This window comes from Microbacterium indicum DSM 19969, assembly GCF_000422385.1.
In the GTDB taxonomy this organism is placed as follows: Bacteria; Actinomycetota; Actinomycetes; order Actinomycetales; family Microbacteriaceae; genus Microbacterium; species Microbacterium indicum.
Genome location: NZ_AULR01000008.1, coordinates 1 through 13,271 on the forward strand (window position 1 = coordinate 1; position 13,271 = coordinate 13,271).

The 13,271-nt window shown below is 73.9% G+C and carries 15 protein-coding genes and 1 tRNA gene; 10 read left to right on the forward strand and 6 right to left on the reverse strand.

Annotation, left to right across the window (positions count from 1 at the left end):
• A partial coding sequence (locus H576_RS0107990; protein ID WP_029150503.1) for an IS5/IS1182 family transposase occupies nucleotides 1-332 on the forward strand: 332 nt, incomplete at its 5' end.
• A 150-nt stretch (nucleotides 333-482) separates the two neighbouring features.
• Here the strand turns inward: H576_RS0107990 and H576_RS0107995 are convergent.
• Nucleotides 483-1,898: an AAA family ATPase gene (locus tag H576_RS0107995; protein WP_029150504.1), complete on the reverse strand. Its 1,416-nt coding sequence runs from the start codon at nucleotides 1,896-1,898 to the stop codon at nucleotides 483-485.
• A gap of 204 nt (nucleotides 1,899-2,102) precedes the next feature.
• Here H576_RS0107995 and H576_RS0108000 point away from each other — a divergent pair, with 204 nt between their 5' ends.
• Complete coding sequence (locus tag H576_RS0108000; RefSeq protein ID WP_029150505.1) at nucleotides 2,103-3,548, forward strand: glyceraldehyde-3-phosphate dehydrogenase; 1,446 nt, start codon at nucleotides 2,103-2,105, stop codon at nucleotides 3,546-3,548.
• A 7-nt stretch (nucleotides 3,549-3,555) separates the two neighbouring features.
• Here H576_RS0108000 and H576_RS0108005 read toward each other — a convergent pair whose 3' ends face one another.
• Nucleotides 3,556-3,885 carry an SH3 domain-containing protein gene (locus H576_RS0108005; RefSeq protein ID WP_029150506.1) on the reverse strand — a complete coding sequence of 110 codons (330 nt, stop codon included), beginning with the start codon at nucleotides 3,883-3,885 and terminating at the stop codon, nucleotides 3,556-3,558.
• On the reverse strand, nucleotides 3,885-4,553 hold the full coding sequence (locus H576_RS14915; RefSeq protein WP_051172433.1) for a FadR/GntR family transcriptional regulator: 669 nt from the start codon (nucleotides 4,551-4,553) through the stop codon (nucleotides 3,885-3,887). The genes H576_RS0108005 and H576_RS14915 overlap by 1 nt, the downstream gene beginning before the upstream one ends.
• 68 nt (nucleotides 4,554-4,621) lie before the next feature.
• On the opposite strand from H576_RS14915, the gene H576_RS0108015 reads away from it, so the two are divergent.
• From H576_RS0108015 to H576_RS16145, 4 genes are read left to right on the forward strand one after another with little or no spacing between them, the layout of a single operon-like run.
• The gene (locus H576_RS0108015) at nucleotides 4,622-5,653 is read left to right on the forward strand and encodes an ABC transporter substrate-binding protein (RefSeq protein WP_029150507.1); all 1,032 of its coding nucleotides are present in this window, start codon (nucleotides 4,622-4,624) and stop codon (nucleotides 5,651-5,653) included.
• The gene (locus H576_RS0108020; protein ID WP_029150508.1) at nucleotides 5,653-6,705 is read left to right on the forward strand and encodes a FecCD family ABC transporter permease; all 1,053 of its coding nucleotides are present in this window, start codon (nucleotides 5,653-5,655) and stop codon (nucleotides 6,703-6,705) included. The genes H576_RS0108015 and H576_RS0108020 overlap by 1 nt, the downstream gene beginning before the upstream one ends.
• On the forward strand, nucleotides 6,702-7,451 hold the full coding sequence (locus H576_RS0108025) for a heme ABC transporter ATP-binding protein (protein WP_051172435.1): 750 nt from the start codon (nucleotides 6,702-6,704) through the stop codon (nucleotides 7,449-7,451). Before H576_RS0108020 ends, H576_RS0108025 begins: the two co-directional genes overlap by 4 nt.
• The gene (locus tag H576_RS16145) at nucleotides 7,448-8,548 is read left to right on the forward strand and encodes an alpha/beta hydrolase-fold protein (RefSeq protein WP_084502583.1); all 1,101 of its coding nucleotides are present in this window, start codon (nucleotides 7,448-7,450) and stop codon (nucleotides 8,546-8,548) included. The genes H576_RS0108025 and H576_RS16145 overlap by 4 nt, the downstream gene beginning before the upstream one ends.
• A gap of 13 nt (nucleotides 8,549-8,561) precedes the next feature.
• Here the strand turns inward: H576_RS16145 and H576_RS0108035 are convergent, their stop codons facing one another.
• The gene (locus H576_RS0108035) at nucleotides 8,562-9,446 is read right to left on the reverse strand and encodes an NAD(P)/FAD-dependent oxidoreductase (protein WP_029150510.1); all 885 of its coding nucleotides are present in this window, start codon (nucleotides 9,444-9,446) and stop codon (nucleotides 8,562-8,564) included.
• Between the two features lie 51 nt (nucleotides 9,447-9,497).
• On the opposite strand from H576_RS0108035, the gene H576_RS0108040 reads away from it, so the two are divergent.
• Nucleotides 9,498-10,052 (forward strand): helix-turn-helix domain-containing protein, encoded by a 555-nt coding sequence (locus tag H576_RS0108040; protein WP_029150511.1) that lies wholly within the window; start codon nucleotides 9,498-9,500, stop codon nucleotides 10,050-10,052.
• A 24-nt stretch (nucleotides 10,053-10,076) separates the two neighbouring features.
• Here H576_RS0108040 and H576_RS0108045 read toward each other — a convergent pair whose 3' ends face one another.
• Nucleotides 10,077-10,646 carry a TetR/AcrR family transcriptional regulator gene (locus H576_RS0108045; protein WP_029150512.1) on the reverse strand — a complete coding sequence of 190 codons (570 nt, stop codon included), beginning with the start codon at nucleotides 10,644-10,646 and terminating at the stop codon, nucleotides 10,077-10,079.
• Nucleotides 10,647-10,719: 73 nt separating this feature from the next.
• On the opposite strand from H576_RS0108045, the gene H576_RS0108050 reads away from it, so the two are divergent.
• The 3 genes from H576_RS0108050 (at nucleotide 10,720) to H576_RS0108060 (ending at nucleotide 12,456) form a co-directional block, all read left to right on the forward strand.
• Nucleotides 10,720-11,637 (forward strand): NADP-dependent oxidoreductase, encoded by a 918-nt coding sequence (locus tag H576_RS0108050; RefSeq protein ID WP_029150513.1) that lies wholly within the window; start codon nucleotides 10,720-10,722, stop codon nucleotides 11,635-11,637.
• A gap of 52 nt (nucleotides 11,638-11,689) precedes the next feature.
• Complete coding sequence (locus H576_RS14925) at nucleotides 11,690-12,295, forward strand: hypothetical protein (protein WP_036320034.1); 606 nt, start codon at nucleotides 11,690-11,692, stop codon at nucleotides 12,293-12,295.
• An 88-nt stretch (nucleotides 12,296-12,383) separates the two neighbouring features.
• Nucleotides 12,384-12,456 (forward strand) — tRNA-Arg (locus H576_RS0108060).
• Here the strand turns inward: H576_RS0108060 and H576_RS16150 are convergent.
• Nucleotides 12,422-13,222 (reverse strand): TetR/AcrR family transcriptional regulator, encoded by an 801-nt coding sequence (locus tag H576_RS16150; protein WP_211215787.1) that lies wholly within the window; start codon nucleotides 13,220-13,222, stop codon nucleotides 12,422-12,424. The two genes, H576_RS0108060 and H576_RS16150, sit on opposite strands and share 35 nt — an antisense overlap.
• Nucleotides 13,223-13,271 lie beyond the last annotated feature (49 nt).

Genomic DNA, 13,271 nt, shown 5'->3' on the forward strand with positions numbered 1-13,271 from the left:
CCCGCACCAGGCCCGCCGCAGTCCGGGGCGACAAGGCGTACTCGTCCCGCGCGATCCGCGGACACCTCCGCTCCCGCGGGATCAAGGCCGTGATCCCCGAACCCGCCGATCAGCAAGGACACCGCAAACGGCGCGGCTCACGCGGCGGCCGCCCCGTCGGCCTCGATACCGCCGACTACAAGAACCGGAACGTCATCGAGCGCCGCTACTGCCACATCAAGCAATGGCGAGGACTCGCCACCCGCTACGACAAGCACGCGATCATCTACCGCGCCGCCGTGATCCTCAACGCCGTCATCGCCTGGACCAGACAATTGTCAGACACACCCTAGCGCTCGGACTCAACGTGTGATCGCCGCGCTCCGCCTCGCTCAGGAGGGACGCGGCGATTGCGCGTGCGCGAGAACTCTCCTTTTCTCCGTGTTTTCCCCACGCGAGGCGTGGGGAAAACACGGAGAAAAGGAGAGTTGCGGCGGGGCGCGTCAGTCGGCGACGAGGCCGCGGGCGATCGTCGCCGTCGCCGCGAGCCAGGCGCGCTGCGTCTCGGGGCGGAGCGCGCCGTAGTGCAGGTGGCCGTCGATCATCGCGGGGTCGAACGGGATCTGCACGACGTCGCGCGTGAGCTTTCGGTAGCCGTCGACGACGCGGCGCACCTCGCTCGACGGCGCGCGCTGGTCGGCCTGGTTCACGATCGTGACCGCGTTCGCCGCGAGTCGCGCGGACCGTTCGTCGCGCTCGGCGAGCGCGTCGAGCAGCAGGGCGCCGGCCTCCGCGTGCTCGTCTCGCGTCGTCGTCGCGACCACGAGCTGATCCGTGCGATCGATCATGCGACGCCACAGCGGATCCGACTCGTCGTTGCCGGAGTCCATGACGATGAGGCGGTAGTAGCGCGAGGCGACCGCGTGGATCCGGTCCACGTCGTCGGCGCTGATGCGCTGATCCTCGGCGAGCGCGATCGGCTGCGAACGCAGCACGTCGAAGCGGTCGCGGCGCTGGTGGTGGACGAAGTTCGCCACGTCGGCGGCCTGCGCCTCGGCCGAGAGGAGGTGATCCGACGCCTCGAGCATGTCGTGCAGCGTCGACTCGTGCGCACCCTGCTCGGTGCGCCAGCCCAGCGTGCCGCGCGTCTGGTTGTTGTCCCACGCGAGGACGCCCGCCCCGCCGTAGCGCGCGAACACCGCCGCCGTGAGGATCGTCGTCGGGGTCTTGCCGCTGCCGCCCTTCCCGTTCACGATCGCGATCGTGCGGGGGCCCGGCCAGTGCTGGGCGACCGCCATCTGATCGGCGCGCTCCGAACGCTCGGCCTCGCCCGGTGCCATGCGGATCCCCATGCGCGTCATCGCACCGCGGAAGCCCCGCGTCGCGGGCTCCTCGACGCTCTCCTCGCTCGTGCCCGTGAGGAAGGTCTCCCGCTCGGACGGCCGCTCGGGCGTCGGGCGCGCGGCGGTGCGGCCGGCGGGTGCCTCGGTGCGTCCCGCAGGCGCCTGCGTACGGCCCGCGGGGGCGGGGGCCTGCGCCGCCTTCTCGGGGAGGATCGACACGGGCGCGGGGTCGACCGCGACGGGGACGGATCGGGTGAGCGGCGACGCGTCGGACACCGTCGCGACGGGCGTGTAGGGGCGCACGGCGGGGCGCGGGGTGCCCTCCGGGGCGGCGTACTCGACGTGCTCCTCGCCGTCGACGATGAGGGGCCACTCGCCGTCGGGCTCGGCCACGACGACGCGCATGGGCATGCCGACGCGGCGCGCGATCTCGGCCGTGAGCCGCACGATCTCCCGCCGGGCGTCCTCGGCCTGGGTCGTGGTGATCGACTGCGGCGTCTCGTCCACCACGAAGAGGGCGGATCCGTCCTCGTTGATCGTGGCGTGGAGGCCGTCTTCGTTCGAGCTGTCGCGCATGGCAACCCTTCGACTCGGAGGTGACGCGATGCCCAGGAGCGGCATCCGCTTCAGCCTACTGAGCGCCCCCTGATCGCCCCGGGCGCCGCGCGCGGGCCGCTTCCGATCGCGGCAAGAACGGGGGATCTTGCCCGCGGAGACCGCCGGATCGGCCCCGTCGCGCCGCCTAGCGTCGGATCCGAACCGTACGACGAAGGAGTCAGCGTGATCGAGACCGCGACAGCCCACCGCACCGCCTGGAACCGCAAGCAGGAGCTCGCCGAGCGGATGATCCCGCTCATCGGGCGGCTCGCGCGGGAGCGGGGCGTCGTCCCGTCGATCCTCGGCCGCCGCCTCGTGGGGCTCTCGCCGACGGGGATCCTGAAGGCCCACCGCTTCACCCGCAAGCTGGGCGACGAGGTGCTGAGCCTCGACCGGACGTTCGCCGTCCTCGAGGCGCTCGAGCGCGTCGGCGCGGGTCCCGCCTCGCTCGACATCGCGCGGCTCATCGCCGAGCACGACGCGGCGGGCGGCGACCTCGACGACTTCCTGCGCCTGCGCCTCGGCGAGGTGATCGGGGCCGAGCCCGCGCGCCCCACCGACGTCGTCCTCTACGGCTTCGGCCGCATCGGCCGGCTGCTCGCGCGGATCCTCATCGCGCACCAGGGCGACGGTCTGCGGCTGCGGGCGATCGTCGTGCGCGGGGGAGGGCCGGGCGACCTGCGCAAGCGCGCGAGCCTCCTGCGCCGCGACTCCGTGCACGGGGCGTTCGACGGGCACATCGACGTCGACGAGGAGGCGGGGACGATCCTCGCGAACGGCACGCTCATCCACGTGATTGCGTCGGACGATCCCGCCGCGGTCGACTACGAGGCCCACGGGATCCGCGACGCGATCGTCGTCGACAACACGGGCCGCTGGCGCGACGAGGAGGGCCTCTCGCGGCACCTCCGCGCCCCGGGCGTCGCGCGGGTGCTGCTGACGGCTCCGGGGAAGGGGCGGATCCCGAACATCGTGTTCGGCGTGAACGGCGACGAGATCGGCGACGACGACCGGATCGTGTCGGCCGCCTCGTGCACGACGAACGCGATCACGCCCGTCCTCGCCGCGCTCGACGAGGCGTTCGGCGTCGAGCGCGGGCACGTCGAGACGGTGCACTCGTTCACAAACGACCAGAACCTCATCGACAACTTCCACAGCGGATCGCGCCGCGGTCGGTCGGCCGCCCTCAACATGGTCATCACCGAGACGGGCGCCGCGAAGGCCGTCGCGAAGGCGCTCCCGCAGCTCGCGGGCCGCCTCACGGGCAGCGCGATCCGCGTGCCGACGCCCGACGTGTCGCTCGCGATCCTCAACCTCGAGCTGGGGCGCGACGTCACGCGGGACGAGGTCAACGGCTTCCTCCGCCAGACGTCGCTGACCGCGCAGCTGCGGCAGCAGATCGACTACAGCGAGTCGCCCGAGGCTGTGTCGACCGATTTCGTCGGCAGCACGCGCGCCGGCATCGTCGACGGGCTCGCGACGATCGCGGACGGCGGCCGGAACGCCGTCGTCTACGTCTGGTACGACAACGAGTTCGGCTACTCGAGCCAGGTCGTGCGCGTGCTGGAGCGGATGGCCGGGGCGCACCCGCGGATCCTGCCCGAGCGCCGCGCGGTCGCCCTCGTCTGAGGCGCCGTCACAGTGCGGCGAGCAGGCGGTCGGGGATCCAGCCCTCGCGCCCGGATCCGTCGCGGCACCACGACCAGCCGCTCTCGGGATCCTCGCGGATGACGTCGACGATCGAGTCCGCCGGCGCCGGCAGCTCGGTCGTGTCGTATGCGGTGCGGACGGTGCCGTCGGCCGCGATGTGCCGCGCGGGGACCCAGCCGGATCCGCGGGGCGCCGTGACGAAGACGAAGGCCGGCCACTCGGTGTCGCGCTCGCCGACCGAGACGGCGTCGCCCGGGTGGACCGCGAGGGGAGCGCGATCCGGGATCTCGTGATCGCCGGTCAGGACGCGGCGCATCAGGCGTCCCCCGCGCGCTCGGCGACGATGTCGCGGTCGACGTGGCGGGCCATGAGCACGGCCGCGCGGGCCGGATCGCCGCTGGCGACGGCCTCGGCGATCGCGGCGTGGTCGTGCGCGCGGGCCGGCGCGTCGTCCCCCGCGGAGCGCTTCGTCCGGATGGCGGCGAGGACCGCGGCGTACAGGTCCCGCGCGAGCGCGTTCCCCGCGGCCTCGAAGAGCAGCTGGTGGAAGCTTCCGGGGCCCTGCGCGTGCTCGGCGGGCAGCGTGTGCTCGGCGCCGGGGTTGCTCGCGTCGCTCAGCAGTGACCGGAGCGCGGCCACCTGGTCGGGCGTGCGCCGGAGCGCCGCCTGCCGTGCGGCCTCGATCTCGAGCGCTCGCCGCAGGCCGAGGACCTCGGCGAACGGCCGGTCCGCGATCTGGGCCGCGACCGCGCCGTCGACGGGCGTCTGCGAGCGCACGAATGTGCCGACCCCGCGCACGGGCTCGAGCATGCCCGACTGCACGAGCGCCTGGATCGCCTCGCGCAGCGTCGACTTCCCGACGCCGATCCTGCTGAGGAGCTCGGCCTCGGCGGGGATCCGGGCGTTGACGGTCCACTCGCCTGAGGCGATGCGCGCGCGGAGGTACGCGACGGCGCCGGCGGTCTTGCCTGGGGGGTGGGCCATGGGGACAACGCTACCCGCGGTGCTACCATTAGGCAGGCAAGCCTTACCTATATCAGGAGAATCACCGCATGAAGCACCGCCTCGTCCTCGCGTCCGTCGCCGTCGTGGGATCCGTCGCGCTCCTCGCCGGCTGCTCCTCGAACACGGCGGCCGCCGGTTCGGCCGCCGCCGTCGAGCCCAGCGCCGCGCCCCCCGTCGACGTCCCCGACGGGTGGACCTACGTCGAGGGCGACGCGCAGCCGACGGCCGAGGTCGTGCAGGAGCTGCCCGTCACCGTCACCGACGGGACGGGCGCCGAGGTGGAGGTCGACGACACGAGCCGCATCATCGCCGCGGGCGACGACGTCGCCGAGATCCTCGGCGCGCTGGGCCTCGCGGACGACGTGTACGCGGCCCCCGCGGACGGCGCATCGGCGATCGCGCGGGGCGCGGAGGTGCAGTACGAGTTCAACCAGTCGACGGGGACCGAGGGGCTCCTCTCGGTCGACGGAACGCTCTTCATCGGCAACAACCCGAACCGGCACGGCGACGTGGCGCAGCAATTCCGCGATGCGGGCGTCGACGCAGTCGTCTACGACGACCAGCAGCCGACGGCCGACAAGATCCGCGCGGTCGCCGAGTACGTCGGTGCGGCCGACGCGGGCGAGGAGATCGCCGCCGCCGTCGAGGGCCAGCTCGCCGAGGCCGCCTCCTACGCCGACGACCTCGAGGGCATCACGGTCCTGCAGGTGACGGCGAGCGGCGCGGGAGGGGCGAACGCCGTCGTCGGAACGGGCACGGCGGGGGCCGACATCGCCGAGGCGATCGGCGTGACGAGCGTCGGCGTCGACGCGGGGCTGCGCGGATACTCGGTCGAGTACAGCGACGAGGGCCTGCTCGCGACCGAGCCCGACGCGATCCTCGTCGGGACCGCCGACCTCGAGGAGTGGGGCGGCCTCGACGGCTTCGTCGCCGCGTTCCCGACGCTCGTCGACACCCCGGCCTTCCAGAACGACCGGATCTTCGTGATGCCCTCGGAGCAGATCAAGATCAGCGGCCCCGCCCTCGGCGTCGGGGCCGAGGCGCTCGCCTCCGCGCTCGACGCCTCCTTCTCCGAGTGATGGCGCGCGGATCCCGCTCGGTCCGCCGCTTCCCCGTCTCGGTCGGGGCCGCCGTCGGCCTCGTGGTGATCGTTGCGCTCGTGGTCCTCGCCATCGGGATCGGCCCCATCCGGATCGAGCCGGGGGAGACCGTCCGCGTCGTCCTGCACGAGGTCTTCGGGGTCGGGGAGGCGCGGGCGTCGCTCGAGACGACCGTCGTGATGAACCTGCGCATGCCGCGCGTGCTCTTCGGTGCCCTCGCCGGCGCGGCGCTCGCCGTGTCGGGCGCGGCGCTGCAGGGGCTGTTCCACAACCCGCTCGCCGACCCGGGGATCATCGGCGTCAGCGGCGGCGCGTCGACGGGCGCCGTCGCGGCGATCGTCCTGCTGCCGTCGGTCGGCACCGTGGCGTTCGCGTGGCTCGTGCCGGCGAGCGCGTTCGCGGGCGGCGCGCTCGCGACCGTCCTGATCTACCTCCTCGCGCGGCCGTCCGCGACGAGCGGCACGGCGCGGCTCCTGCTCGTCGGCGTCGCCGTCGGGGCGGCCTTCGCCGCGATCACGGGCTTCCTCACCTACATCGCCGACGACGACGAGCTCGAGTCGGTCGTGTTCTGGCAGATGGGATCCCTCGGCGGCATCACGTGGACGAAGCTCGCCCTCGTCGCGCCGCCCATCGCGCTCGGGATCGTCGTCCTCCTCGCGATGAACCGCTCGCTCGACCTGCTCGCGCTCGGGGAGCGCGACGCGCGGCACCTGGGCCTCGACATCGTGCGCACCCGCGCCGTCGTCATCGCGCTCGCCGCGCTCCTCACGGGGGCGACCGTCGCGTTCGCGGGGACGATCGGGTTCATCGGCCTCGTCGTCCCGCATATCGTGCGCATGGCGTTCGGCCCCGCCCACAGGGCCGTCGTCCCGATGTCCGCGATCGTCGGCGCGATCCTCATCGTCGTCGCCGACACGGCGTCCCGCACCGTCGCGCCGCCCTCCGAGGTGCCGATCGGCCTCTTCACGGCGGCCCTCGGCGCGCCGTTCTTCCTCTGGCTCGTGATGCGCTCGAAGGAGGTCCGCGCGTGATCTCGGTCGAGCGGCTGCGGATCGAGATCGACGGGCGCGAGCTGCTGTCCGACGTCTCCTTCGCGGCAGGCGCCGGCGAGGTCGTCGCCCTCGTCGGGCCCAACGGGGCGGGCAAGTCGACGCTCCTGAAGGTGCTCGCGGGCGACATCGAGCCCGACGGCGGGTCCGTCGCGCTCGCGGGGCGCGCGCCCTCCGCGTGGCGTTCGCGGGAGCTCGCGCGCCACCGCGCGGTCATGGCGCAGGACCACGCGATCGCGTTCTCGTTCACGGCCCGCGAGGTCGTCGAGATGGGGCGCGTGCCGCACGATCGCTCCGATGCCGACGACGGGATCGTCGACGCGGCGATGGCGTCGGGGGACGTCGTGCACCTGGCGGGGCGCGACGTCATGACGCTGTCGGGCGGCGAGCTCGCCCGCACGGTGTTCGGCCGCGTGCTCGCGCAGTCGACTCCCGTCGTGCTGCTCGACGAGCCCACGGCGGCGCTCGACCTGCGCCACCAGGAGCACCTCATGCGTGCGGCCGCCGCGCTCGCGGCCGGGGGATCCTGCGTCGTCGTCGTGCTGCACGACCTCAACCTCGCCGCCCGCTACGCGCACCGCATCGCGATGTTCCACGGCGGCAGGCTCGTCGCCGACGCCCCGCCCGCCGAGGTGCTGACGGCCGAGCGCGTGCGCGCGGTCTATGGTCAGGAGGTGCGGATCCTCGAGCATCCGACCGCGGGCCTGCCCCTGGTGGTCGCCGTATGAGGGCCTTCGAGGAGCTGACGCCGCTCCCGAGGCCCGGCATGGGCGGAGGGGTGCGCGTGCCGCGGGCGTCGTCGGCCCCGTCGGCGCCTCCCGCGGCCGGCTGGCTGGTCGAGGAGGCGTCGGGCGGCGAGGCGACGGTGCGGTTCTGGCACCGCTCCGACGCGGCCGCCGTCGCCGTCTCGGCGAGCGGATGGCGCTGGCCCGACCCCGTCGACGCCTGCGACCTCGAGCCAGCGGGAGACGGGTGGTGGACGGCCGCCTTCCGGGTTCCCGGCGACTGGCAGACGCGGTTCGAGATCCTCGAGCACCGCGGGCAGGGTGCGCCGGCCTGGCACATGTACGGCCTGGGGATCCGCCGCGGCGGGCGCGATCAGCCGATCGAGGGCGTCGAGGCCGCGACGACGGGCGTCGTGCGCCTCGGGGCGGACAAGCCGTGGCTCGCGGGAGGCGCGGGGCCCCGGATCGTCGAGCTCGAGCCCGGCGTGCGCCTCGCCCGGCTCGGGGATCCGTCGCGCCCCGCGCCGCTCGTCGTGTGGTTCGACGGCGAGGGGCACATCGAGCGCCAGGGCACGGCGTCGATCGCGGCGGGCGCGCACGCGGCCGGCGTCCTGCCTGACGTCGCGCTCGCCTTTGTCGACTCGGGCGACGCGCGCGCCGAGATCCTCGGCGTGCCGGGCGGCAACGCCGAGCGGGTGGGCCGGGATCTCGTGCCGCGCCTGCACCGCGACGGCGTGCTCGGGCCCGTGTCGCCGGACGACACGATCGTCACGGGGTCCTCGTTCGGCGGCCTGTCGGCGCTGTTCGCGCTCCTGCACGGGGAGGGGCGCGTCGCCGCGGCCGTCGCACAGTCGACCTCGTACTGGCGGTACCCGGACCCGGCCCTCGACGACGCGATCTGCGACGCGGTCCCCGCGGGATCCCGCGTCCGCCTGCACCACGGCCGCTACGAGGGCGACGGGCCGGCGCGCGGCGAGCGCCTCGCGTCCCGGCTGCGCGCGCAGGGCGTCGACGCGACGACCCGCACCCCGTCGGGCGGCCACGACTGGACATGGTGGATCCCCGAGGCGATCGACGATATCGGCGCGCTGCTGCGCTGACCCACCCCCGGCGTCAGGCGAGCAGGCTCTGGACGGTCGCCGTCGCGGCGGCGGCGCCCGTCGCGATCGCGGACCACAGCTGCCACATGGGCCCGGGCAGGCCGCGCTGATGCGCCGCGTCCCCTGCCGCGAACACCCCGGGCTCGCTCGTGCGCCCGAGCGCGTCGGTCGCGATCAGCCCGAGATCCGACAGCTCGAGGCCGAGCTGCTCGGCGTGCGGCGCGGCGGGCGCGCTCTCGACGCGCACGAGGGCGCCGCCGAACGGCCTCCCGTCGACCTTGACGCCGTCGCCTGCGCGCCGGATCTCGCGGATCGGGGCCTCCGAGATCTCGACGCCGCGCGCCGCGAGCGCGGCCTCCTCGTCGGGTGTGAGCGGGGCTGACGGATAGCCGACGACCGACGACGCGATCGGATCCATGAGCGCCGACATGTGCAGGAGCATCGGCCCGGGCCCGATGAGGGCGACGGCGCGGCCCGCGAACTCGTGCCCGTGGCAGAAGGGGCAGTGCGCGACGACGGTTCCGAACGCGTCCGCGAGGCCGGGGATCGCCGGCAGGGTGTCGCGGACGCCCGTCGCGAGGATCACGCGCCGGGCCGAGAACGCTCCCGACGCCGTCTCGAGCGCGAAGGCGCCCGCCGATCCCGTGACGCGCGACACCTCGGCGTCGACGAAGCGGACGTCGTCGTAGCGCGCGACGTCGGCGCGCGCCGCGGCGCGGAGCTCGGCCGGAGCCTGCCCGTCGTGGCCGATCAGGTTGTGCGCGGCGTCCGTGGGGTCGTTGCGGTACGTGCCGGCGTCGAAGACGACGGCGCTGCGGTGCATGCGGCCGAGGGTGAGGGCGGCCTGGAGGCCCGCGGGTCCCGCGCCGATGACGGCGGCGTCGAAGGTGGTGTCCATGCGGGAGAGTCTTCGGGGGACGGGGCGACGCCGCAAACGGAACTTGCGATAATGGCAAACATGGACACGGCGGCGATCGGCCAGAGGATCCGTGCGATCCGGACGCAGCGCGGCATCACCCTGACGGAGCTCGAGCGGCGCACGGGCGTCTCGGCGAGCACCTGGTCGCGGCTCGAGGGCGGCGGGCGGCGGGCCACGATCGAGCTCCTCCTCCCGCTCGCGCGCGAGTTCGAGGTCACGCTCGACGAGCTCGTCGGGGCTCCGGAGACGGGGGATCCGCGCGTGCACATCAAGCCGATCATCCGCTGGGGCGTCACCTACATCCCGCTGACCCGGCGCTCGGGAGGGATCCAGGCGTACAAGGTGATCTACCCGACGGCGCGGGGCGAGCGAGCGCTGCGCACGCACGACGGATACGAGTGGATCTACGTCCTGAGTGGTCGGCTGATCCTGCGGCTGGGCGAGCGGGCGATCGAGGTCGGCCCCGGAGAGGCCGCCGAGTTCGACACGCGCACGCCCCACGCGATCTCGCCGGCCGGCGGCGGTGCCGAGGTGATCTCGCTTTTCGGCGGCAACGGCGAGCGCGCGCACATGACGACGGCGTGAGGGGTCGGAGCCGTCGCCGCGCCCTCAGGCCCCCCGGGCGGCCGCGAGCGCCCCGGCGAGCTCCCGGCGGGCGATCGGCGCGAACGGGGCGCCGGGCGGCCCCGCGATCCACTCGGTCAGCGACCGGCTGATCGCCAGGGCCGCGATCCGGGCCGTGATCTCGGCCTCGAGGTCCGCGGATCCGAGGGCGGCGAGCTCGTCGGCGATCGTGCGCGTGAGCGCGACGTTCTTGAGGGCCTCGCGCTCCTGCAGCTCGGGCGCGCCGGCGATCGCCGCGTGGCGGCGGGCCACGAAGTCGTGCCGCTCCGGGGTGAAGGCCGACGCGCCCATGGCGTCGGCGACGCCCGCGAGGGCGTCGCGCGCCGACGCGCCTACGGGCGCCGCGCGCAGCGCCTCGGAGATGAGTTCCGCGAGCTCGCCGCCGCCGAACAGCACCTCGCGCTTGTCGCGGAAGTGGCGGAAGAAGGTGCTCTTCGTCAGGCCCGCGCGCTCGGCGATCTGCGCGACGTTCGTGGCGTCGTACCCGCGTTCCTCGAACATCTCGAGCGCGGCGACGGCGAGGCGGTCGCGGGGGTTCGGATCCCATCGGGGCATGAGTCCATTTTATGGGACATGGTCCCGTCGCGGGTGTAGCGTGATGGGACAAGGTCTTATCAAGGAGGCTCGCATGAGCAGAGCAGTGCGACACGATTCGTTCGGCGGCGTCGAGGTCCTCGAGGTTCGGGACGTTCCCGAGCCGCACGCGGGGCCCGGGGAGGTGCGGGTCCGCGTCGGCGCCGTCGGCCTCAACGCGATGGATCCCTGGCTCGTCGGGGACGCGGGGATGGCCGGCGCCTTCGGGCTGTCGCTCCCGGGCGGCTTCGCGGCGGACCTAGCCGGCGTCGTCGACGAGGTGGGCGAGGGGGCGGTGGGCTTCGCCGTCGGAGACCGGGTCTTCGGGGGCGTCATCGGGCGCTCGACGGACGAATACGTCGTCCTCCCCGTCGGCTCGCGCCTCTGGCACACGCCGGACGGGGTCAGCGACGCCGAGGCGGCCGCGCTTCCCGTCGCGGGCGCGACGGCCGCAGCCAGCGTCGAGGCCGTCGCCCCGGGCCCCGGCGACACCGTCCTCGTGACCGCGGCCGCCGGCGGGGTCGGCGTCTTCGCCGCGCAGCTCGCCGCCGATCGCGGAGCGCGCGTCATCGGCACGGCGTCGCCCGCGACCTCCGACTTCCTCCGCGGCCTCGGCGTCGACCCCGTCGCGTACGGAGAGGGGCTCGAGGGCCGGATCCGCGAGATCGCGCCCGGCGGCGTCGACGCCGTGATCGACGCCTTCTCGGCGGACACGGCGATCGCCGCGGTCGCCTGGGGCGTCGCGCCCGAGCGGATCACGACCGTCCTGCCGGGCCGCGACCTTCCGGCCGGGGTCCATCAGCGCGGCGCGACCGACGCGCGCCCCGAGGCGCTGGACGAGCTCGCGGCCGCGATCGCCGCGGGGCGGATCCGCGTGCCCATCGCGCGTCGCTTCCCGCTGGCTGAGGTGCGGGAGGCCGCCGCGCTGCAGCTCGCGCGCCACGTGCACGGGAAGATCGTGCTCGAGCTCTGAGGGTCCCGGGCCCTCCCGCGCACTACGCTGATGAGAGAACCGGGAGGCCCGAATGAAGCGCAACGCGTCCGCCATCGAGGATGGCGTCGCCATCGCGCTCGCCGCCGTGCGCCTGCAGGTCAAGAACCGGATCCTCGTCGACACGATCGCGGCCGACGACGACTTCTCGCCCGAGGTGTTCAGCGGCGACGCCCGCGAGGCGCTCGTGCAGCTCGCGACCGAGCAGGAGAACGCGGCCGAGGCCGTCGGCAAGCTGCGCGCCAAGGCGTGGGGCCGCCACTCGGATCCCCACGGCACGCACGACTATCGTGATCGCGACGTGCGCAACCTGCGCCGCCGGTCGAAGCAGTACGCCGGCGTCGCGAAGCGCCTGCGCGAGATCGCCGCGAGCGACGAACGCGTCCACTCGCTCGTCGAAGACGCGCGCGACGCGGCCTGGCACGACGTCGAGAACAACATCGCGACGCGGCTCAATGTCGAGGCTATGCGCCCGGGCGACGACCCCGACTACGAGAACATGCGCGAGGCGCGCATGCAGGCGCTGCGCCTCGTCGACCTGCAGGCCCTCGAGAGCGACGTCAAGCGCAAGCAGAAGGCCCACGAGCGCCTCGAGCGCCAGGCCGCGCGACACGAGAAGCACGAGAGCGCCGAGGGCTGACACGCCCGAGCCTGCGAATTAGCCGGGCCGATTTCGCGCCGGGGGCGGCCCCGTTGTAAGCTTATCTGGTTGCCGCGAGAGCGGCAGGGCGCCTGTAGCTCAATGGATAGAGCATCTGACTACGGATCAGAAGGTTGGGGGTTCGAGTCCCTCCAGGCGCACACTGTGTTGAGACAGTCCAGATTCGGCCTCCGCTTCGGTGGGGGCCGTTTCCGTCTGTCGTGGGGATAAGCCACCCGGGGCCGCCAGCCAGACGGTGTCGAGCCCGGCGATCGTCGTCTCGATGACGAGGCTGAAGTACTCCCACCGCATTCCGGCCGCGGCGTCGCCGCCCTCGGCGAACGGGCGGATGAGGTCCTGCCCCATCGCGCGGACGTCGTCTGACGCCGTCGGCATCCGGCGGAACTCCGCCATCATGCTCGCGTGATCCCGCGGGCCGTCGCCCTCGTGCTGGAGCCTGTCGTCGCTCATCGACACGGTCAGCATGGCGTTGTTGAGGAGCACCGCGTAGGCGGAGCTCGTGCGCGAGCCGAAGCCCGCCGCGCGCAGCACCGCGGTGCCCGCCTCGAGGACGGGCAGCGCCGCGGGGAGCGTCGGCCCGTGCATGAGCATCCACTTCGCGGAGCCGGGGTACTCGGCCGCGCGCGGCCCGAGGGTCCCGAGGAGGGCGCGGAACCACTCCTGCCAGGGCAGCCCTGCGTCGGGCAGCGCGACGCGGGCGAGCGCGCGGTCGACGACCCCGCGGCAGAGCAGGTCCTTCCCGCCGACGTGGTGGTAGATCACCGACGCGGCCACGCCGAGCCGCCCCGCGAGGTCGCGGATCGACCAGCTCATGAGGTGGGTCTCGCGCGTCAGGTCCGACGCGGCGTCGATCACGCGCTCGGGGGTCAGGCCGGCATGGAACGGTGCGGGGTCCGTCGTGGTCATCGTGGCTCCTTCGCTCGCCTCGGGTTCGAGATTAGAACACTGTTCGATG

What these genes read in the sequence shown, in the direction of transcription:
- H576_RS0107995 (WP_029150504.1), bottom strand. Translation starts at nt 1,898, where the DNA reads ATGCGCGACAGCTCGAACGAAGACGGCCTCCACGCCACGATCAACGAG.
- H576_RS0108005 (WP_029150506.1), bottom strand. Translation starts at nt 3,885, where the DNA reads ATGCGCCGCGTCCTGACCGGCGATCACGAGATCCCGGATCGCGCTCCC.
- H576_RS14915 (WP_051172433.1), bottom strand. Translation starts at nt 4,553, where the DNA reads ATGGCCCACCCCCCAGGCAAGACCGCCGGCGCCGTCGCGTACCTCCGC.
- H576_RS0108015 (WP_029150507.1), top strand. Translation starts at nt 4,622, where the DNA reads ATGAAGCACCGCCTCGTCCTCGCGTCCGTCGCCGTCGTGGGATCCGTC.
- H576_RS0108020 (WP_029150508.1), top strand. Translation starts at nt 5,653, where the DNA reads ATGGCGCGCGGATCCCGCTCGGTCCGCCGCTTCCCCGTCTCGGTCGGG.
- H576_RS16145 (WP_084502583.1), top strand. Translation starts at nt 7,448, where the DNA reads ATGAGGGCCTTCGAGGAGCTGACGCCGCTCCCGAGGCCCGGCATGGGC.
- H576_RS0108035 (WP_029150510.1), bottom strand. Translation starts at nt 9,446, where the DNA reads ATGGACACCACCTTCGACGCCGCCGTCATCGGCGCGGGACCCGCGGGC.
- H576_RS0108040 (WP_029150511.1), top strand. Translation starts at nt 9,498, where the DNA reads ATGGCAAACATGGACACGGCGGCGATCGGCCAGAGGATCCGTGCGATC.
- H576_RS0108045 (WP_029150512.1), bottom strand. Translation starts at nt 10,646, where the DNA reads ATGCCCCGATGGGATCCGAACCCCCGCGACCGCCTCGCCGTCGCCGCG.
- H576_RS0108050 (WP_029150513.1), top strand. Translation starts at nt 10,720, where the DNA reads ATGAGCAGAGCAGTGCGACACGATTCGTTCGGCGGCGTCGAGGTCCTC.
- H576_RS14925 (WP_036320034.1), top strand. Translation starts at nt 11,690, where the DNA reads ATGAAGCGCAACGCGTCCGCCATCGAGGATGGCGTCGCCATCGCGCTC.
- H576_RS16150 (WP_211215787.1), bottom strand. Translation starts at nt 13,222, where the DNA reads ATGACCACGACGGACCCCGCACCGTTCCATGCCGGCCTGACCCCCGAG.